At 54.9% G+C, this 17,052-nt stretch carries 22 protein-coding genes and 2 tRNA genes; 12 read left to right on the forward strand and 12 right to left on the reverse strand.

What is annotated here, in order from left to right:
- Nucleotides 1-3: 3 nt before the first annotated feature.
- From psmA to RJ53_RS05205, 6 genes are all read right to left on the reverse strand, one after another.
- Nucleotides 4-729, reverse strand: coding sequence for an archaeal proteasome endopeptidase complex subunit alpha (gene psmA / locus RJ53_RS05180; RefSeq protein WP_211530548.1), 726 nt, complete (start codon nt 727-729; stop codon nt 4-6).
- Nucleotides 698-1,207 carry an Rpp14/Pop5 family protein gene (locus tag RJ53_RS05185; protein WP_211530549.1) on the reverse strand — a complete coding sequence of 170 codons (510 nt, stop codon included), beginning with the start codon at nt 1,205-1,207 and terminating at the stop codon, nt 698-700. Before RJ53_RS05185 ends, psmA begins: the two co-directional genes overlap by 32 nt.
- Nucleotides 1,204-1,839 carry an RNase P subunit p30 family protein gene (locus tag RJ53_RS05190; RefSeq protein WP_211530550.1) on the reverse strand — a complete coding sequence of 212 codons (636 nt, stop codon included), beginning with the start codon at nt 1,837-1,839 and terminating at the stop codon, nt 1,204-1,206. The genes RJ53_RS05185 and RJ53_RS05190 overlap by 4 nt, the downstream gene beginning before the upstream one ends.
- Nucleotides 1,840-1,851: 12 nt before the next feature.
- The gene (locus RJ53_RS05195; protein WP_211530551.1) at nt 1,852-2,436 is read right to left on the reverse strand and encodes a 50S ribosomal protein L15e; all 585 of its coding nucleotides are present in this window, start codon (nt 2,434-2,436) and stop codon (nt 1,852-1,854) included.
- A 96-nt stretch (nt 2,437-2,532) separates the two neighbouring features.
- The gene (moaC, locus tag RJ53_RS05200; protein WP_211530552.1) at nt 2,533-3,003 is read right to left on the reverse strand and encodes a cyclic pyranopterin monophosphate synthase MoaC; all 471 of its coding nucleotides are present in this window, start codon (nt 3,001-3,003) and stop codon (nt 2,533-2,535) included.
- Nucleotides 3,003-4,397, reverse strand: coding sequence for an NAD(P)H-hydrate dehydratase (locus tag RJ53_RS05205; RefSeq protein WP_246495997.1), 1,395 nt, complete (start codon nt 4,395-4,397; stop codon nt 3,003-3,005). The genes moaC and RJ53_RS05205 overlap by 1 nt, the downstream gene beginning before the upstream one ends.
- A 41-nt stretch (nt 4,398-4,438) precedes the next feature.
- On the opposite strand from RJ53_RS05205, the gene RJ53_RS05210 reads away from it, so the two are divergent.
- The 6 genes from RJ53_RS05210 (at nt 4,439) to pyrI (ending at nt 8,778) form a co-directional block, all read left to right on the forward strand.
- Complete coding sequence (locus RJ53_RS05210) at nt 4,439-5,833, forward strand: single-stranded-DNA-specific exonuclease RecJ (protein ID WP_211530553.1); 1,395 nt, start codon at nt 4,439-4,441, stop codon at nt 5,831-5,833.
- Complete coding sequence (locus RJ53_RS05215) at nt 5,817-6,260, forward strand: PUA domain-containing protein (RefSeq protein WP_343221836.1); 444 nt, start codon at nt 5,817-5,819, stop codon at nt 6,258-6,260. The genes RJ53_RS05210 and RJ53_RS05215 overlap by 17 nt, the downstream gene beginning before the upstream one ends.
- The gene (locus RJ53_RS05220; RefSeq protein WP_211530555.1) at nt 6,257-6,622 is read left to right on the forward strand and encodes a nascent polypeptide-associated complex protein; all 366 of its coding nucleotides are present in this window, start codon (nt 6,257-6,259) and stop codon (nt 6,620-6,622) included. The genes RJ53_RS05215 and RJ53_RS05220 overlap by 4 nt, the downstream gene beginning before the upstream one ends.
- On the forward strand, nt 6,619-7,347 hold the full coding sequence (locus RJ53_RS05225; protein ID WP_211530556.1) for a methyltransferase domain-containing protein: 729 nt from the start codon (nt 6,619-6,621) through the stop codon (nt 7,345-7,347). The genes RJ53_RS05220 and RJ53_RS05225 overlap by 4 nt, the downstream gene beginning before the upstream one ends.
- A gap of 73 nt (nt 7,348-7,420) precedes the next feature.
- Nucleotides 7,421-8,317, forward strand: a complete 897-nt coding sequence (gene pyrB, locus RJ53_RS05230; RefSeq protein WP_211530557.1) for an aspartate carbamoyltransferase — start codon at nt 7,421-7,423, stop codon at nt 8,315-8,317.
- Nucleotides 8,314-8,778 carry an aspartate carbamoyltransferase regulatory subunit gene (gene pyrI / locus RJ53_RS05235; protein ID WP_211530558.1) on the forward strand — a complete coding sequence of 155 codons (465 nt, stop codon included), beginning with the start codon at nt 8,314-8,316 and terminating at the stop codon, nt 8,776-8,778. The genes pyrB and pyrI overlap by 4 nt, the downstream gene beginning before the upstream one ends.
- On the opposite strand, the gene RJ53_RS05240 is transcribed toward pyrI, so the two are convergent.
- Nucleotides 8,771-9,229: a phosphopantetheine adenylyltransferase gene (locus RJ53_RS05240; protein WP_211530559.1), complete on the reverse strand. Its 459-nt coding sequence runs from the start codon at nt 9,227-9,229 to the stop codon at nt 8,771-8,773. The two genes, pyrI and RJ53_RS05240, sit on opposite strands and share 8 nt — an antisense overlap.
- Nucleotides 9,230-9,258: 29 nt before the next feature.
- Between RJ53_RS05240 and RJ53_RS05245 the strand changes: the two genes are divergently transcribed.
- From RJ53_RS05245 to RJ53_RS05260, 4 genes are all read left to right on the forward strand, one after another.
- The gene (locus RJ53_RS05245) at nt 9,259-9,750 is read left to right on the forward strand and encodes a gamma carbonic anhydrase family protein (protein ID WP_211530560.1); all 492 of its coding nucleotides are present in this window, start codon (nt 9,259-9,261) and stop codon (nt 9,748-9,750) included.
- Complete coding sequence (locus RJ53_RS05250) at nt 9,743-11,020, forward strand: CoB--CoM heterodisulfide reductase iron-sulfur subunit A family protein (RefSeq protein ID WP_211530561.1); 1,278 nt, start codon at nt 9,743-9,745, stop codon at nt 11,018-11,020. The genes RJ53_RS05245 and RJ53_RS05250 overlap by 8 nt, the downstream gene beginning before the upstream one ends.
- Nucleotides 11,020-12,039, forward strand: coding sequence for an S-methyl-5-thioribose-1-phosphate isomerase (gene mtnA / locus RJ53_RS05255; RefSeq protein ID WP_211530562.1), 1,020 nt, complete (start codon nt 11,020-11,022; stop codon nt 12,037-12,039). The genes RJ53_RS05250 and mtnA overlap by 1 nt, the downstream gene beginning before the upstream one ends.
- 74 nt (nt 12,040-12,113) lie before the next feature.
- Nucleotides 12,114-12,782 carry a DUF116 domain-containing protein gene (locus tag RJ53_RS05260; protein WP_211530563.1) on the forward strand — a complete coding sequence of 223 codons (669 nt, stop codon included), beginning with the start codon at nt 12,114-12,116 and terminating at the stop codon, nt 12,780-12,782.
- Here the strand turns inward: RJ53_RS05260 and RJ53_RS05265 are convergent.
- The 3 genes from RJ53_RS05265 to RJ53_RS05275 form a co-directional block, all read right to left on the reverse strand.
- Entirely contained in the window at nt 12,747-13,157 is a 411-nt protein-coding gene (locus RJ53_RS05265; protein ID WP_211530564.1) for a polymer-forming cytoskeletal protein, read from the reverse strand. The two genes, RJ53_RS05260 and RJ53_RS05265, sit on opposite strands and share 36 nt — an antisense overlap.
- A 22-nt stretch (nt 13,158-13,179) precedes the next feature.
- On the reverse strand, nt 13,180-14,037 hold the full coding sequence (locus RJ53_RS05270; RefSeq protein ID WP_211530565.1) for a geranylgeranylglycerol-phosphate geranylgeranyltransferase: 858 nt from the start codon (nt 14,035-14,037) through the stop codon (nt 13,180-13,182).
- A gap of 188 nt (nt 14,038-14,225) precedes the next feature.
- Nucleotides 14,226-14,300 (reverse strand) — tRNA-Arg (locus tag RJ53_RS05275).
- Between the two features lie 59 nt (nt 14,301-14,359).
- On the opposite strand from RJ53_RS05275, the gene RJ53_RS05280 reads away from it, so the two are divergent.
- On the forward strand, nt 14,360-15,475 hold the full coding sequence (locus RJ53_RS05280) for a tRNA (guanine(26)-N(2))-dimethyltransferase (protein ID WP_211530566.1): 1,116 nt from the start codon (nt 14,360-14,362) through the stop codon (nt 15,473-15,475).
- Here the strand turns inward: RJ53_RS05280 and RJ53_RS05285 are convergent.
- Nucleotides 15,462-16,574 (reverse strand): OBG GTPase family GTP-binding protein, encoded by a 1,113-nt coding sequence (locus RJ53_RS05285; RefSeq protein ID WP_211530567.1) that lies wholly within the window; start codon nt 16,572-16,574, stop codon nt 15,462-15,464. The genes RJ53_RS05280 and RJ53_RS05285 overlap by 14 nt on opposite strands.
- A gap of 109 nt (nt 16,575-16,683) precedes the next feature.
- Here RJ53_RS05285 and RJ53_RS05290 point away from each other — a divergent pair.
- Nucleotides 16,684-16,757, forward strand: a tRNA-Glu gene (locus RJ53_RS05290).
- An 88-nt stretch (nt 16,758-16,845) separates the two neighbouring features.
- Here RJ53_RS05290 and RJ53_RS11905 read toward each other — a convergent pair.
- The coding region (locus RJ53_RS11905) for a zinc ribbon domain-containing protein (RefSeq protein ID WP_211530568.1) at nt 16,846-17,052 on the reverse strand (207 nt) is incomplete at its 5' end.

A 17,052-nucleotide genomic window follows, 5' to 3' on the forward strand; every position in this document is an offset into this window, starting at 1 on the left:
CCCTCACTGCTCGAAGGTCTCGACACAGACAGCGACCTCTTCCGGAGTCATCTTCCGGAATGTTCCTGACTGTACTGAGACGATGCCGATCTCGACCGTGTTTACGTCAAATTTCCCTTCGGTTGCTGCGTGAAGGGCCTTGAGGCCAAGGAAAATCGCCTCCTTGCAGGAGTTCTCCGGGTTGTACTCCTCCTCAAAGACCTTCATAACCGCCGGCCTGCCGACACCAATACCTGTCGCCTTATACTCAAGGAGCGTTCCGGATGGATCGGTTTCAAAGAGATGGGTCTTTCCATCAGAGATCCCTGCAATCAGAAGTGCGGTTCCATAGGGACGGGCCCCACCGAACTGTGTGTAGGTCTGCATATGATCGCAGAGCCTCTTTGAAAGGGTCTCGATATCGATCGACTCATCATAGGAGACGCGGTTAATCTGCGACTCGATACGCGCGCGGTCAACGAGGGCGCGGGCATCGCCGACAAGACCTGATGATGCGACACCGATATGTGCATCGATCCGGAAGATCTTCTCGATGGATGATGGCTCAAGGAGGCGTGAACTCACCCGCTTATCGACGATGAGGACGACACCCTCCCTGCATTTGATCCCGACAGCAGTTGTTCCCCGCTTGACTGCTTCGCGTGCGTACTCGACCTGGTAAAGGCGGCCGTCCGGACTGAAGACGGTGATCGCCCGGTCATATCCCATCTGACTTGGTTGTGGTTGCATGAAAACTCTCCATATCGTCTTTCGTGAGAAATACTACTTCCTGACCTTTCATATCTCTTCTGATAAGGTCAATGTTTCCATCGGCATAGTATATACCGGAATGGTCACTCCCATTGATGACACAGGTGACCTCATCTCCAGTGATAACGGGGCGGATCTTCTTTTTAAGTGCTTTGATCGTCCCTGAGGTACTGATTGCCTGAAGATGGACGGGGGTCTGGTGTACAGCCCGGACTGTTGTAAGTGCAGTGCTGAGCTTGTCTTCCCATCCTCTTTTGCATCTGATGATAAGATATGCCCCTTCCTGCCGGATTGTTCCGGCATGTATCTCCGCTGCGGTGATATCCCCATATAATGAAGAAACCGCCTCGGAGATGGCAATATGCCAGTCCCGCTCATCAGCCACAATCGTCGATGGCCGGATCCTGGCAAGGACATACCGCCGGTTCTCCCTGAGTGTAGGGGGAAGCGGCTTCATGAGACCACCCGTGGCGATGAGGACTCAAGACGCAGATCGGGGATGGTAGCAAGAGCCGCGAGTGTCTCATCACGTTCCATACCAAAGAGTCCGCAGAGCTGTACCATCTCGCGGACCGAGCGCTGATCAAGAATGGAATATGCCCCGCTCCCGAGAGCAAACGGGAATTCATACTTCCTCTGGAGGGTGAGGAGCTCCCTGTACCGTGTGAGTACTTTCTGGCGGGTATGGCCGCGGCAGGTGATGAGCATCCCGATATCAAGATGGACCGCCACTTTCTTCTCCGCAGCAAACCGTGCCGTCACATGATCGAAGGCATTCCTCCGTGTCGAACAGATCCCGGTCAGGAGAGCGACGCCCGGAGTCTGGATGACTGAGCGGTTAAAACTGTTCTCTCCGGCAGTAACACCGACGATCGTATCGCCCCGTTTCCTTACCGCCGCATTAACTGCCTTCATCGTCCTCTCGGAGACGATGATCCCCTTCAGAATAGAGACACCGTTATATTCTGCAGGCGGTTGATCGATCGCAACAAGGGTATCAAATCCGCACTCGCGAGCGGTGCGCGCCATTCGTCGTATGGTCGAGTCGCCCCGCGGATGGGGATGGATGAAGACATCCGTGACCGTCATAAAAAAGAGGGATTATTTCCCCTGGTTCTTGTGTGAACGGATGCTTGGACGGGTCTTCTCAGTACCCTTTCCGCGGTGGCGCATCCCACGCCCTTTCCTGCCTGCTGAGGTCTTGCCACGGAATACACGGTTCTTCTGATCACAGATCCAGTTGAGTGTCGGGTCGCTCCTGACGGATGGGTGGTCTCGGTCGACGAGGATGACCTCGAAAAATTTCCGGACGCCATCTTCTCCAACCCAGTAGGAGTTGAGAACTTCCATGTTCGGATACCGTCTGCCGGCACGCTCCTCTGCGATCCGCTGGATGCTCTTTCCTGCGGTAACGCGGGACATACCCATCCGGGCAGTCCTGCGGCCACGGATATATCTGGATTTCCTTCTTCCTCCACGGCGTACCTGCACGCGGACGACGATGACACCCTGCTTTGCCTTATACCCGAGTGTTCGGGCGCGGTCGATACGTGTCGGGCGGTCGATCCTGACGACCGATCCCTGGCGCCGCCACTTCTGCATGCGGTGCCAGAGGAGTGCTTTTACTTCCGTCTCATCAGGCTTCTTCCAGGCCTCACGGACGTACGAATACATAGATCGTGACATAGTTGCTCCAGGTTCAGCTCTTTCGAGCCACATTCCTTTACGGGATAGATCCCGTGTGCGTAGTTGTTCGTTACGAGCGCAGATAAAGATGTCTGGTTAGGCGGTGCCCTTCTCTTTTGAAAGAACCCGGATCCCCTCAATACGGGTCGTCGGGTACTGCCCGCCTTCATCCTTCTCCGCCGACTTCACCATATCCCAGATGGTGAGGAGGGCGACCGAGACGCCGGTGAGTGCCTCCATCTCAATACCGGTCTTCCCATAGGTTTTGACGGTGACGGTGACGTTGATATACTCGTCTGTTTCAATAAAACCGACAGAGACACCGCCGATGGGGAGGGGATGGCACATCGGGATGATCGCAGAGGTCTCCTTCACCGCGAGGATGGCTGCCACCTCCGCTGTTGCAAGGACGTTTCCTTTAAGTCCGGTACCATCCCTGATTGCGGCAAGCGTCTCACTGCTCAGGTATATCTTCCCTTCCGCTGTTGCAGAACGGGAGACATCGGGCTTGCCCGTCACATCAACCATTCGGACATGCCCCTCTTCAATATGGGTAAATTCCACCATCAGTATAACTCTCCATATAATATCCGGGCGATGAAGGGAAGAAGATCACCCGCGATCATGCCATCTCCGATCCCCGCTGCCGCAGACTCCCCTGCGACACCGTTTGCATATGCAGCAACAGAGGCCGCCTCAAATGCAGACATCCGGCAGAAGAGTCCGGCAGCAATACCAGCGAGAAGATCTCCGGTTCCCCCGACAGTCATCGCAGGATGGCCGGTCCTGTTAAACCGCACCCTCCGCCCGTCGCTGACGATATCGATCTTCCCTTTGAGGAGGACAACCCGCGTCTCCGATGCGGCTGCCGAGACGAGGCGGGCCCTCTGCCGGGAACTCCCCTCCGGAGACCGGCCGAAGATACGTGCAAACTCTCCTGCATGCGGGGTGTAGATCGTCTCTCCCCCCACAGGGAGCGGGAGGCGGAGTGCATCTGCATCAATAACAACCCTGCGTGCTGCTTCTGCAACCCTGACCGCAACATTCTGGCTTTTGCTGCCCATACCGGGCCCGATGAGGACCACGTCGGCCTCTTCTGCATCTGCAATCAGCATCTCCGTATCGGCCTCACTGAGGATTGTACCGCCGACAGGGATGTGTATGATATCCGGATAGTCAAGGGGGCAGGGGGTTGCAACCCTGACGATATCCGCACCTGCGCGGAGCGCGGCGAGACCGGCGAGGTATGGCGCTCCCTGATACGGTCCCCCGCCGATGATGAGGACCTTTCCTCCCGCACCTTTATGGGCACTGCTTTGCTTCGCCGGAATGAGGAGGAGATCCCCGGGGCCTGTGCAGCATTCGGCTTCGATCGGAATCCCGATATCCGCCGCTTCGGTTGCACCGCCTTTGCTCCGGTGAAACGCAAGGATGCAGTCCGGTGAGATGCCCGGGGTCGGGAGATCAGCTGAGAGGATGAACGCATCCGACTCCCCTGCCAGCCGGACGCAGGTTGCAACCGGCTCACGGAGGATACCGGCTGAGCCGGTCCCGATGAGGGCATCGATGATGAGATCCGCAGAAGAGAAAAGGGGGCCATGAACCAGAAGATCATCCCTGCAGCTGATCTCATGGATCGGGATCCCGCATCGCCTGAGTGCAAGAAGGTTTGTTGCCGCGTCACCCTGCCGTTCCCCTGAGAGGCAGATGCAGGTGACCTCAGTATGCCTGGCAAGGTATCTGGCGGCGACGAAACCGTCACCACCGTTGTTCCCCTTTCCACAGAGGAGAAGGACATGATCCGGCGCCTCGATGAGTGCCCGGTCTGCAAGAGCCTTGCCCGCACTCTCCATCATCTGAAGGGTCGAGACCCCGAGTGCAACCGCATTCCTCTCGATCACCTGCATCAGGCGCGGTGTCACCGGTCCTTCATCCACCCATTCTGACGTCCTGTATGGCATAGCACACCTTTGATGTATTGGGAGATCATATCTATTAGTGTATGGCTTTTACTGAGGATCTCCGCGAGGCATCGGAGATCATCAGATCTGCATCCGCAGTGACGATCCTCTCACATATCGATGCCGATGGCATTGCAAGTGAGGCGATCCTGAGGGAGGCAGTATCCCGACTCAACATTCAGACACGGTCGGTCTTTCTCAGGCAGCTTGAACCTCTTATGATGAAATGGGTTCCCAAGGATGATACCCTCAAGATATTCGTTGATCTCGGTGCAGGCCAGCAGAACCTCATCGAAGAGCATGGTCTTTCGGATGATGAGGTTCTCATCCTTGATCACCACATCAGCCAACCGTCAAACATCGAGTACCGGCAGGTGAACTGCCTCCCATATGGAATTGGGAAGCTCTCTGCAGCAGGGATTGCATACTTTGTCGCCAGGGAGATGGATGCAGGCAACCGCGATCTGGCAAAGCTTGGTGTCGTCGGAAATGTCGGTGATATGATGGCGCGGGAGGCATGCGGGCTTGTCGGTCCCGCCCGTGAGATCGCACTCGATGGTGTCACAGCTGGCAATGTTAGAATAACCACGCATGATCTCAACTGCTACGGCCTCTCCACACGCCCCATTCATATCTGCCTCAGTTATAGCGACGATCCGATCATCCCGGGGATCAGCAACAACCCAAATGGTGCGCAGGCGTTTCTTGAGAGGCTCGGGATTACTCTTCGTGAACCCGATGGCAGGTGGCGGGTCTGGGAGGAGCTGCCTGATGAAGAGAGAAGGACGATCGCCTCTGCTATCGTTGAACAGCTGATAGCCCATGGAGAGCCTGTGAACCGGATCTTCGGGGAGTCCTATATCTTCCCGGACGAAGCACCGAGATCTCCGCTCAGAAACGCCTCTGAATACGCCACAATGCTGAATGCCTGTGGACGATGGGCTCGTCCCGATATCGGGAGTTCCGTCTGCACCGGAGATCGGGATCTGCAGTACCGCAAAGCTGAACATATGCTCCGTCACCACAGAAGCGTCATCAGAGAGCTCTTCCAGTATATCCTGGATACGGGAGTAGCCAGAACAGATAACCTGCAGTGGATCCATACCGGGGACCGGTTCCCTGACACCATCGTCGGGATCGGGGCTGGCATGGCCCTCTCGAAGCTTGACTGGAAACGGCCGATTATGGTCTTCTGTACCCTCCCTGATGATCCCGAGGTGGTGAAGGTCTCGATGCGGACGGTCGAGCGTGTCGTTGCGAGAGGTATTGACCTCCAGGCAGCACTCTGTGAAGCATCAGAGCGGGTCGGTGGGGCAGGTGGCGGACATGCAATCGCCGCAGGGGCGTATATCCCTGCAGGGACGGAGGAAGTTTTTGTCAGAGAGATCGATGATATCCTCGCACGGCAGTCTTCGTCGTGTGCGGAGAATAGCTGAATTTCAGTTTGGACGAGGATCCGGAGAGGCACTCTTTCCAGAGACATGTACGTTTCAGTACTCAACATCAAAGCGGATACGCTATATCAGTGATGGCGGGAAGCGTCTTGCTACGGTACGTGCACAGGACGGGCGGCTCACCCTCAGCTACGACGGGGCAGAACGTATCCATGCGTTCTCTGCGCCGCCCGTGGGAAGGGTTATCCTCCATCCCGAGGCAGTTCCCTTCGTCCTCGCAGGGAAGAATGCGATGGCGAAGCATGTGATCGGTGTAGATCCGGATATTCGTGCTGAAGATGAGGTCTTCGTCGTTGATGAGGAGGATACACTCCTTGCAACCGGGATGGCGGTCCTCTCCGGATCAGAGATGCTGGAATTTAAGTACGGTGGTGCCGTAAAAGTACGACAGGGAAGAGATAAACGATGATGCCAGGTGGAATGAACCCAAAAAAGATGAAACAGATGATGAACAAGCTCGGCATGTCGATGGAGCCTATCGAGGGTGTCACCCGTGTCACCATCGAGGCGCGGGATGGAACCTATATCTTCGAGGAAGCCGAGGTCGTCGGCATGACGATGCAGGGTGTGACAACCTACCAGCTGACAGGGACCCCCAGACTTCAGCCTGTGAAGATCCTCGACTCCGCACCCGTAGAGGTCGAGATCTCCGAGGATGATGTGCAGCTCGTCGCCATGCAGGCGAATGTCTCAGAAGAGGCTGCGCGTGCAGCCCTGAAAGAGACGAACGGCGATATTGCTGAGGCGATCATGAAGATCGGCATGCAATGATCGAGGAAGGGGATCGCGTCCTCCTCATCGGCCCGAAGAGGGAGTACTACCTTCGGGCAGGGCCGGGAAAATTCGGATCCGATGCAGGAGAGATAGAACTCTCTGACCTCATCGGAAAGGAGCCAGGCGATGAGATCAGGACACACCTTGGAAAGGTATTCTCCATCCGGGTTCCCCGACCCCCGGATCTCTTCACCCACGGAAAGCGGAGCGGGGCGCCGATGCTCCCAAAGGACATCGGGATGGTGATCGCCTATACCGGCATGAACCGCAGAGACCGGGTGCTCGATGCCGGGACCGGGAGTGGTGTGGCAGCCATCTACTTTGGAGGGATTGCAGCATCAGTTGATACCTATGAGATCCGCCCCGAGTTTGCACGGCTCGCAGAGAAGAATATCGCTGATGCACGCCTCGATAACGTCAGAGTTCATCCGGAAGATTTCCTGACCGCCACCGGGAGCTTTGATATCGTTCACCTCGATATGATGATACAACCCGACCATGTCGCCCATGCCCACAGCCTCCTCGTTCCAGGCGGGTTTTTTGCAACATATACCCCGTTCTTTGAACAGACCTTTGGCGTCATCGATGCTGCCACAGAACTCTTCGCAGGAGAAGTGCACTGCTACGAGTGTATGGAGCGCGAACTGACCCGGAGCGCGAGGGGGACAAGGCCATCAACACGGGTCGCTCATAGCGGATTTCTGACAATCGCCCGGAAGTGATCCCCTCGTTTTATCTGGATAGCATGATAATGTCTGGGACAATGAGGAGATACCCTCGAACTGGCGGATCATTATGGATCATATAATCTCGATAAAAGAGGTGTCGCGGGAAGAGATCGATGACATCCTCGATCGGGCGGCTGCGATCGACCAGGGCATATTCGATCATGATGCCCTGGCAGGGAAGATCCTTGCCGTCCTTTTTTTTGAACCTAGTACCAGAACACAGATGTCATTTACCGCGGCGATGCAGCGTCTGGGTGGCACCGTCATTAATTTTGGCTCGGTGGAGGCGAGCTCGATTGCAAAGGGAGAGACCCTTGCAGACACCATCCGGGTCGTCTCAGGATACGCTGATGCCATCGTCCTCCGGCATCCAAAGGAGGGGGCATCACTGTTTGCATCCGAGTTCTCGACGGTCCCGGTCATCAATGCCGGGGACGGGGCGGGTCAGCACCCCTCCCAGACACTCCTCGATCTCTTCACGATCAGGCAGTCGATGCCGCTTGAGGGGATTGACGTCGGATTTCTCGGGGATCTCCGGTATGGGAGAACGACGCATTCTCTTGCATTCGCCCTCTCACACTATGGTGTCCGGATTCATACCATCACCCCGCAGGGGCTCGAACTCCCGCCAAGCCTCGTCCATGACCTCCATGAAGCCGGGACTGAGATTGTGGTCCATGAACATATCGATGATATCATCCCGGACCTTGATGTCCTCTATGTCACCCGCATCCAGAGGGAAAGATTCCCCGACCCCGGCACCTATGCATCAATCGCGTCATGGTATCGCATCACGCCGGAAGTGCTCACCGGAGTCAGGGACCGGTTCATTCTGATGCACCCGCTTCCCCGGGTCGATGAGATCGACCCGGCTGTCGATTCGCTCCCATGCGCCCGCTACTTCCAGCAGGCGAAGAATGGTGTTCCGATTCGGATGGCCATGCTGCAGAAGGTGTTACCATGAAGAGAAAACCTGAAGAAGGACTTCTGATCAGCCCTATCAGGAACGGGACGGTGATCGATCACATCGATCCAGGGGAAGGGCTCTCTGTCCTCCGGATTCTCGGTGTCACCGGAAGGACGACGGAGTGCCTCTCCATCGCGACGAATGTCGAAAGCAGACAGATGGGAAAGAAGGATATCGTCAAGATCGAGAATCGTGAACTGAAGAAGGAGGAGGTGGACCGCATCTCACTGGTTGCCCCCCATGCAAGCATTAACATCATCCGGGAATTCCGGGTTGAGAAGAAGATCGGTGTTGAGATCCCTCCCCTCATCACCGGTGTCATCCGCTGTCCGAATCCAGGCTGCATATCAAATGCAAATGAACCGATTCAAAGTTCATTCCACTGCCGGTCGAAAGGATACCGGTGCAGGTACTGCGAGACCCTGATCACCCGGGATATTGCAACCTATATCATCTGATCAGATGGCCGTCGGGATCTATCTCTCCCCGGTAGATCCGGGTACTGGAGACGATCTTTCCATCATCTGCGAGGATGCACCGGATGGTATAGATATCGACCCTCTTTCTTCCCATCTCCTCCCGCAGTCTGTTGATCTCCCCGGCAACGGGAAATGTCTCTTCTGAGACGACGAGTGCGTCAAAATCATCGTTAAGGGCTGATCCGTACTGGTCTGAGAGGCATTCGATGATATACGAAGCCTCAAAATGCATCGATTCAATCCAGATGATCAGCTCTTCCCTCCGGATATCATATGGACGGACCGGGTGACTCTTCTTCTGGACAAATGCATCTGATGTCAATCCGATGGTGACGAGCCCCTCTCTTCCGGCAATCTCAAACGATCTACTGAGGAGGACCCGGTGGCCGGCATGGAGAGGATCGAAGGTGCCTCCAACCATAACGTTCATGCAAATCATCGTACAACATATAGACTATTATGTGTAATGGTGGAAGCCCCAGCTCCTGCATCTTCATCGCAGGGAACAGCACCATCGTTGGTGATGTTACCTTCGGCAAAGATGTGAGTGTCTGGTTTGGTGCCGTGATCCGGGGAGATCGTGAGCGGATTGTCATTGGTGAGGGATCAAATGTCCAGGATAACGCTGTCATTCATGGGAGTGTCGGCCACCCAACACTTATCGGCTCTGAGGTATCTGTCGGTCACGGGGCAATCCTGCATGGCTGCACCGTCTCAGATGAGGTTCTCATCGGGATGGGCGCCATCGTGATGAACGGAGCAGTAATCGGGACCGGGAGTATCATCGGTGCCGGAGCTGTCGTCACCGAAGGGAAGGTCATTCCACCATATTCCCTTGTGCTTGGCGTTCCAGGAAAGGTCATCGCGGAGACGACAGAGGAGCAGCGCGCATCCATCCTCAAGAATGCAACCGACTATGTGGCACTTGCAGGGAGGCACAGGGATGCGTAGGGTTGTTGTCATCGGTGGGGGTGTAGCAGGGATCCAGGCGGCACTCGATGTCGCAAACCATCATATCCCGGTGACACTGATCGAGCGGGAACCAAGCATCGGGGGCCATATGGCACAGCTTGACAAGACCTTCCCGACAAACGACTGTTCGATGTGCATCCTCTCGCCGAAGATGGTTGATGTTGAACGCCACCCCCTTATAACCATCAAAACACTTGCAGAGGTGACCGATATCGAGGGGGAGGTTGGCGCCTTCCGCGTAACAGTCCGGCAGCACCCACGGTATGTCGATGCAACTCTCTGTAACGGGTGTGGAGATTGTGTCGACATCTGCCCCGTTGAAGTGTATAACCGGTTTGATGCCGGTGTCGGTGTCCGCAAAGCTATCTATAAGCCGCACCCCCAGATTGTTCCAAACATCGTTGTCCGGGATGCGGAGCACTGTATAGAATGTGGTCTCTGTTATGATATCTGCGGCCGTGAAGCAGTTCTCCGTGAGGATACGGAGAAGATGGAGGTGATCGAGGCGGCGAGCGTCATCATCGCCACCGGGTACCAGCTCTTCGATGCAACGCGCAAGGCGATGTTTGGGTACCTCAGGTATCCTGATGTCATCACAAGCCTCGAGTTTGAACGACTGATCAATGCGAGCGGACCAACCAGGGGAGAGGTGCGGAGACTCTCGGATGGTGCAGTACCTCGTTCTGTCGTCTTCGTCCAGTGTGTCGGGTCACGTGATATGCAGATCGGGAAGAGCTACTGCTCAAGTGTCTGCTGCATGTACGCGCTGAAGAATGCGATGCTGATCCGTGAGCACCATCCCGAAACCGAGGTGACGATACTCTATAACGACATCCGTGCCTATGGAAAGGGATATGAGGAGTATTGTGTTCGTGCCGAGGCAAGCGGCGTCCACCTGCTCCGTGCCTTCCCGGGAGAGGTGATGGCAGGCGATACCGATCTCATCCTTCCGCTCGAAGATACCGAGACCGGCGAGTTCATCAGCCTCCATGCCGATCTGGTCGTCCTATCAGCCGGAATTGAGCCGGTACCAGACACACAGGCGATTGTGGAGCAGCTCGGTATCCCCCTTGATCAGAACGGCTTTGTCAATACAACCGATCTGAAGCTCGATCCCGTCGGAACGATCCGGCCGGGGATCTATGTTGCAGGCACGGTCACCGCCCCACGTGATATCCCGGATTCGGTGATGACGGCGGGTGCTGCTGCAATGAGAGCTACCCGCGACGCACTGGCGACTGGTGAGTGATGGAGGGACGGACGATCTGGTGGGAGGAGGGCGGTGTCGGCCTGATCGACCAGACACTCCTTCCCGGCCGGTATGAGCATGTCGTCTGTACAACGGTTCGCAGGCTGGTTGTAGCGATACAGAGGCTTGAGGTCAGGGGTGCACCGGCACTCGGTGTAGCCGGGGCCTATGGCATCGCTCTCGCCTGTTCGATGGCGCTACAGGAGAGCCCTGATACCTTCCATCAATCTGTTCAACAGGATGCAGCAGCGCTCCGATCTGCCCGCCCGACCGCAGTGAACCTTGCATGGGGTGTGGATCAGGTCCTCGCAGCCGTCATGGAGGAGGATAATCCTGCTGCTGCCGCTCATCTCGCACTCAGACTGGCAGAGGCGCTTGCCGATGAGGATGAGGCGATCTGCAGGCTGATCGGATCGCATGGTGCAGGGATCATCCCTGATGGTGCCACGGTACTGACCCATTGTAATGCCGGTGCCCTCGCCTGCTCAGCATGGGGAACTGCCCTTGGCGTGATCCGATCCGCTGTGGCCGATGGGAAGGATGTCAGCGTCATCTCATGTGAGACACGCCCCCTCCTCCAGGGATCGCGGCTGACGGCGTGGGAGCTTGCAAGAGACGCTATACCGGTGACAACGATCATCGACTCCCAGGCCGCCTACCTGATGCAGAAGGGTGAGGTGGATCTCATCATCGTGGGTGCCGATCGAATCTGCCGTGACGGTCTCTTCAACAAGATCGGCACCTATATGCATGCGGTCACTGCGCGGTATCATCAGATTCCGTTCTATGTTGCCGCACCGAAGTCTACTTTCGATCCATCACGATCTGTTCTCGATGTCATCGTTGAGGAGCGGGAACGTGATGAGGTCGCTGCATTCTGCGGCGTCAGAACCGTTCCTGATGATGTTCCGGTCCGTAATTATGCATTTGACGCAACCCCGTTTGATCTTGTCTCCGGTATCATTACCGAGGAGGGGATCATCACCAGGCCATACGAGCACCCATGGCTTGTGCCCTGAGGCAAGAGGATAAAGGGGTCAATGGTACATACTAGATAGCTATGATCTTTACGGATCCGACCTTGCAGAACCTGATGATCCTTCTTGGAGAGGTGACTCTCTTCATCATCCTCTTCCTCTTTGGAATAGCGATCCTCATGGTTGTTTTAATCGGCACATCGATCCGATCCGGGAAGGTCATCTTCCCCGCTCTCCTCCGCCCCTTTCTGGTCCTGATGGAGGGGTTCGTCAAAGGCCTCTGTGCCTTCATCGGAATTGAGCCAGGAGAGCTCCTGAAGTTTTTAATCAGGCTCGATAACAGAATGAATACAAGTGCGTTCTCTGCAGTTCCTGTAGCAGAGCGGGCCATCTTTCTACCGCAATGCCTTCGATCTTCCAAATGCCCTGCCCACCTCACCCCGGAAGGACTTGCATGTGTCGGCTGCCGGCGATGCGAACTCGGAGCTGCCATCCCGAAGATGGAGGGTCTTGGGTACCGGGTGTTCATCATCCCGGGATCGACATTCATCAAAAGGATGGTCCAGAAATATCGTCCAAAGGCGATTGTGGGTGTCGGATGCCTGATGGAAGTCAAGGAAGGGCTTGAGATGTGCAACCGGATCGGACTCGTCGGAATGGGGGTCGTCACGGTGAAGGACGGGTGCGTCGAGACGATCGTCAACTGGCATGATATCTGCGAGGTGATCACTATCGGAATTGATCCATCATCAATCCCCGATGATTTTGACGTTTCTTCCAACTAATGTTCCTGACTGTATCTTGCCATAGATCAGGACAGAGTTCTCTGATCGCACATCTCCGACACTCACACCCGGTCTGAGGATGATATCACCACCTGCTTCGACGGAGTGAAGATGTGCCCCATCACAGATCGTTGCATTCTCATCGACCCGGAGCGGGCCTTTGATGGTACTCTCCCGCCCGATGACGGCGTTTTTACAGACAATATCCCCTTCGACCGATGACTGCGGGCCAAGTTCAAGATCACCGTCAACGACAAGCCTTCCCCAGAAATGGGTGCGTGTGGGGACCATGAAGTTGCCATGTATATGGACATTTCCTTCAAAGAAGGCTCCGGGTTCTGCAAGATAGGTTGTTTTTCGCTTATAGACTCGCATATCTCCCCTCTATACTAAGCAATTAGTCAATCGGGATAAAGATTTCCATTCCTGCCGCAAGAGCAAAGATGAGCAGGGCTGCATACATCAGGTATGCCAGCTGTTTTGTCACACGAAGGTCCCGTACGCATGCCGGGGTGGAACACCGTCTCACGGAGTAAACGGATTTCAGAATCGCTCCATCCAGAACAAGTATCCCGACAAGGTATGGAAGTCCCCACCAGAGCACCGGAATGAGACTTGCCATGACGGCGATGATGGCGCATCCAAACGCAACTGTTACCGAACGCTGCAGACCAGCGACCATCGGGAAGGTCGTTGCCCCCCCCAGGGCATCTCCATCAATATCCTCTGCATCCTTAAGGATCTCTCGTGCAACCGTTCCGAAGAAGGTAATTGCTACCAGCGGAAGCGTGATGATAAGCCCTTCGATACCGGCGAGTGCCCCCCCGAAAAGGAAGATGCTCCCTGACAGATAGGCGACTGCAATATTTCCGATAAGCATGGCTTTTTTCAGGCTGCGAGCATAGAAGAAGAGAATAAGGGTATTGAAGACGGCAATCGAAAGACAGATCGAATTGGTGAAGAGTGCAGCTCCAATACCTCCGATAAAGAGGAGGAGGGAATATTGTTGTGCTGTCCGAACTGTCATCTCACCCGAGGGTATCGGACGATCAGGCCGGTTGATGGCATCAATTGCAGCATCGTAGGCATCATTGATGGTATTGCCTGCCGCAGTAATCAGAAGGACGGTGACAAAGAGAAAGAGCGTCTCCGGGATGAACGATCCGGCCGCTATAAAATACGCGATGATCGCCGCACCTCCGGCAACGAGGCAGTTCGCAGGCCGAGTGATTCGTATGAATCCCGGTAGATGCATTACGTACTACGTTGGTAGTCAATCTATTTATCATTGGATGTACTATTCCGGCCCTTTCCGGTCTGGAGGATGGTTATAACCGCGAGGACAGGAAAGATCACTGATGGCAGTTTGTAAACCGGATATCCGCCGGGGTAAGAGCAGGTTTAATCAAACAATTTTTGGAATTATACACCCTGCAGAAGAGACGGGCATGGAGGGATTTGAACCCCCGACCATTAGCTTAGGAGGCTAACGCCCTATCCTGACTAGGCCACATGCCCTTTGACCATTATAGTTAGGGTGACGAAGGTATAAGTTTTGCGAAGACCAGGTGTACAGAATGGATTTTGCTTCTGTCGTCGAAGGGACGACCCGGTTTGCCATTCCCCGGCAGGATGATGATGCGCACTTCCCACCAGGGACAGCCCCTGTCTTCTTTAATAAACGGATGGAGCTGAACCGTGATGCCACCATCCTCCTCCTCTCCGAACTCCTCCCATCGGACTATCTCGACCTGATGGCTGCAACAGGCGTCCGGGCACTCCGTGTCGCACATGAATGCGCCATCCCCGTCATCGCCAATGATCGTGATGCTGCTGCTGTCAGGTTTCTGAGAGACAATGCCCGGCGACTCAATCTCCCCATCAGGGTTGTCAACCGTGATGCCCATGCACTCCTTGCAACTGAACGGTTTGAGACGGTGGATCTCGATCCATTCGGGAGCCCCGCACCCTTCATTGATTCATGCATCAGATCTGCACGGCGGTATCTCTTCGTGACCGCAACAGATACCGCACCACTCTGTGGCGCCCATCTGAAGGCAGGTATGCGACGGTATGCAGCCCGGCCGATGAATACCGATTACCATCCCGAGGTGGGGCTCAGGATGCTTATCGGCCATGTGGCACGGGAGACGATGAAGTATGACCGGGGTATCGAGCCGATCCTCTCTTTTTCGTTTGAGCATTTTCATCGGACACATCTGCGGCTCATCCCCGGTGTACGGGCAGCTGACAGAACACGTACATCCCTTGGCTATATCCACCAGTGCCCCACCTGTGCATACCGGGAGGTGGAGGCAGAACTGCTCCCAGGATCCGTTATCTGCCCGTATTGTTCAAAAAAGACTGATCCCATCGGACCACTCTGGATCGGAGAGATCATCAACCGTGAGATTGTACAAAATCTTCTTGAGAGGATTCCGACGATGATCCTCGGATCAAAAGCGAGGCTGACCCGCCATCTCACCCTCCTCCTGGGAGAACTGCCGCTCCTGCCTCATTATGATTATCATCTGATGGCAAAGAGGACCGGGGCATCACCCCCGGCGATGGAGATTTTTTTGACCCGGTTGCGGGAGAGGGGGTACCGGGCGAGCAGGGCTCATTACTCCGGGACTGCCGTACTGACAGATGCCCCTCTGGATATTATTCAGGATGTCTTCAAAGTTTCGTAACGATGGTGAGGATATCACCGTCTGCGAGGACATGAGGGAGGCCCACACGCTGGGCATCATGCTTGACCGAGTCTCCCCAGACCTTCGCATATCTGAATCTGTCAACGAACTCCCGGTGAAGCCGGTTGCAGACATCCTCAACGGTGCTGTCCTTTCTGATGATGAGTGGCTCTTCCATATCGGCAGGGCCTCCAACCGGCTTTAGGAAGATCTGTATGAACCCCAGATGATTGTAAATGGCATCCTTCAGCCCGGTGATGTTGTACCCGGAGACTGCCGAGATCATGATCGGCGGCTGTCCAAACTGTTCTGTGAGGTGGCTCTCGATCTCGCCGCGTGTCTGATCATCAACGAGATCAACCTTGTTGATGGCAACAAAGGCAGGGATGTACCTGCGGTTGCCGATCATTGCATCGATGAAATCCTCCTGTGTCACATTTCCGCGGATGAGGACATCGGCATTGACAATCTTATTCTCTGCAAGGATGGTCCGGATCTCATCGAGATCCAGTGTGGCTGTCCCGACGGTATTGAGCCTGACACCGCCCATCCCGCTCTTCTTGATGGTGATATCCGGCTGTGGTTTGTTGATCCTGATCCCGGCATCATATAACTCTTTCACCAGGACATCGATATGCCGGTCATTGAAGACATCCCCGAGGATAATAATGAGATCTGCCGTCCGAACGACTGCGATAACCTCTTTCCCACGCCCCTTCCCCATCGCTGCACCGGCAATAAGCCCGGGAATATCCAGGATCTGTATCTTTGCACCTTTGTACTCCATCAATCCGGGGACGACGGTGAGCGTGGTAAACGCGTATGCGGCCGTCTCACTCTTCGTTCCGGTCAGTGAGTTTAAGAGTGTTGATTTACCGACCGATGGAAATCCAACGAGGACAACTGTCCCATCCCCGGACTTCTTGACAGAATAGCCTTCTCCCGTTCCGGAGGATTTCATGGCGCGGGCAACCGCCTCATCTTTGAGTTTGGCGATTTTTGCCTTTAAGCGGCCGATGTGGAGGGATGTTGCTTTATTGTATTTCGTATTCTTGAGCTCATCCTCAATCTCACGAATCTGCTCTTCAAGGCTACTCATTCCTATATTATGGGCTCTCTCTCTTCATGAATCTATGGAATCGCCCATCCCGGATCTGAATCATAACGATTAAATATTCAGAAGATATAGTTAATAGGGCACAAGCGTTGCTGATATAGTGTAGTCGGTCAATCATGTAGGACTCTCACTCCTACGACTGGGGTTCAAATCCCCATATCAGCATTCTGTCTGCTTTCTTGTCGTTTTTCCTTTTGTAACTTTTATTCGACATCCTTTCAGTGACTACTCCCCCGACTAAAGTCAGAGGCATCTATGCAGTATTTGCAAGAGATTGTAGCCCCAATCTCATGATATTACGAGACGCATTCAGATCGCGATCCATAATCAACCCACAATGAGAACAGGTATGGACTCGATCAGAGAGTGTCTTTTTCACGATGGCACCACAGGTTGAACACATTTGCGTCGTATGAGCCGGATTCACAAGAACAACCTGACAACCAGCTTCTTCCGCTTT

Source organism: Methanocalculus chunghsingensis (genome assembly GCF_018132105.1).
GTDB lineage: Archaea > Halobacteriota > Methanomicrobia > Methanomicrobiales > Methanocorpusculaceae > Methanocalculus > Methanocalculus chunghsingensis.

Coding starts and splice junctions, on each gene's coding strand:
- psmA (WP_211530548.1), bottom strand. CDS start 729: ATGCAACCACAACCAAGTCAGATGGGATATGACCGGGCGATCACCGTC.
- RJ53_RS05185 (WP_211530549.1), bottom strand. CDS start 1,207: ATGAAGCCGCTTCCCCCTACACTCAGGGAGAACCGGCGGTATGTCCTT.
- RJ53_RS05190 (WP_211530550.1), bottom strand. CDS start 1,839: ATGACGGTCACGGATGTCTTCATCCATCCCCATCCGCGGGGCGACTCG.
- RJ53_RS05195 (WP_211530551.1), bottom strand. CDS start 2,436: ATGTCACGATCTATGTATTCGTACGTCCGTGAGGCCTGGAAGAAGCCT.
- moaC (WP_211530552.1), bottom strand. CDS start 3,003: ATGGTGGAATTTACCCATATTGAAGAGGGGCATGTCCGAATGGTTGAT.
- RJ53_RS05205 (WP_246495997.1), bottom strand. CDS start 4,397: ATGCCATACAGGACGTCAGAATGGGTGGATGAAGGACCGGTGACACCG.
- RJ53_RS05210 (WP_211530553.1), top strand. CDS start 4,439: ATGGCTTTTACTGAGGATCTCCGCGAGGCATCGGAGATCATCAGATCT.
- RJ53_RS05220 (WP_211530555.1), top strand. CDS start 6,257: ATGATGCCAGGTGGAATGAACCCAAAAAAGATGAAACAGATGATGAAC.
- RJ53_RS05225 (WP_211530556.1), top strand. CDS start 6,619: ATGATCGAGGAAGGGGATCGCGTCCTCCTCATCGGCCCGAAGAGGGAG.
- pyrB (WP_211530557.1), top strand. CDS start 7,421: ATGGATCATATAATCTCGATAAAAGAGGTGTCGCGGGAAGAGATCGAT.
- pyrI (WP_211530558.1), top strand. CDS start 8,314: ATGAAGAGAAAACCTGAAGAAGGACTTCTGATCAGCCCTATCAGGAAC.
- RJ53_RS05240 (WP_211530559.1), bottom strand. CDS start 9,229: ATGAACGTTATGGTTGGAGGCACCTTCGATCCTCTCCATGCCGGCCAC.
- RJ53_RS05245 (WP_211530560.1), top strand. CDS start 9,259: ATGTGTAATGGTGGAAGCCCCAGCTCCTGCATCTTCATCGCAGGGAAC.
- RJ53_RS05250 (WP_211530561.1), top strand. CDS start 9,743: ATGCGTAGGGTTGTTGTCATCGGTGGGGGTGTAGCAGGGATCCAGGCG.
- mtnA (WP_211530562.1), top strand. CDS start 11,020: ATGGAGGGACGGACGATCTGGTGGGAGGAGGGCGGTGTCGGCCTGATC.
- RJ53_RS05260 (WP_211530563.1), top strand. CDS start 12,114: ATGATCCTTCTTGGAGAGGTGACTCTCTTCATCATCCTCTTCCTCTTT.
- RJ53_RS05265 (WP_211530564.1), bottom strand. CDS start 13,157: ATGCGAGTCTATAAGCGAAAAACAACCTATCTTGCAGAACCCGGAGCC.
- RJ53_RS05270 (WP_211530565.1), bottom strand. CDS start 14,037: ATGCATCTACCGGGATTCATACGAATCACTCGGCCTGCGAACTGCCTC.
- RJ53_RS05280 (WP_211530566.1), top strand. CDS start 14,360: ATGGATTTTGCTTCTGTCGTCGAAGGGACGACCCGGTTTGCCATTCCC.
- RJ53_RS05285 (WP_211530567.1), bottom strand. CDS start 16,574: ATGAGTAGCCTTGAAGAGCAGATTCGTGAGATTGAGGATGAGCTCAAG.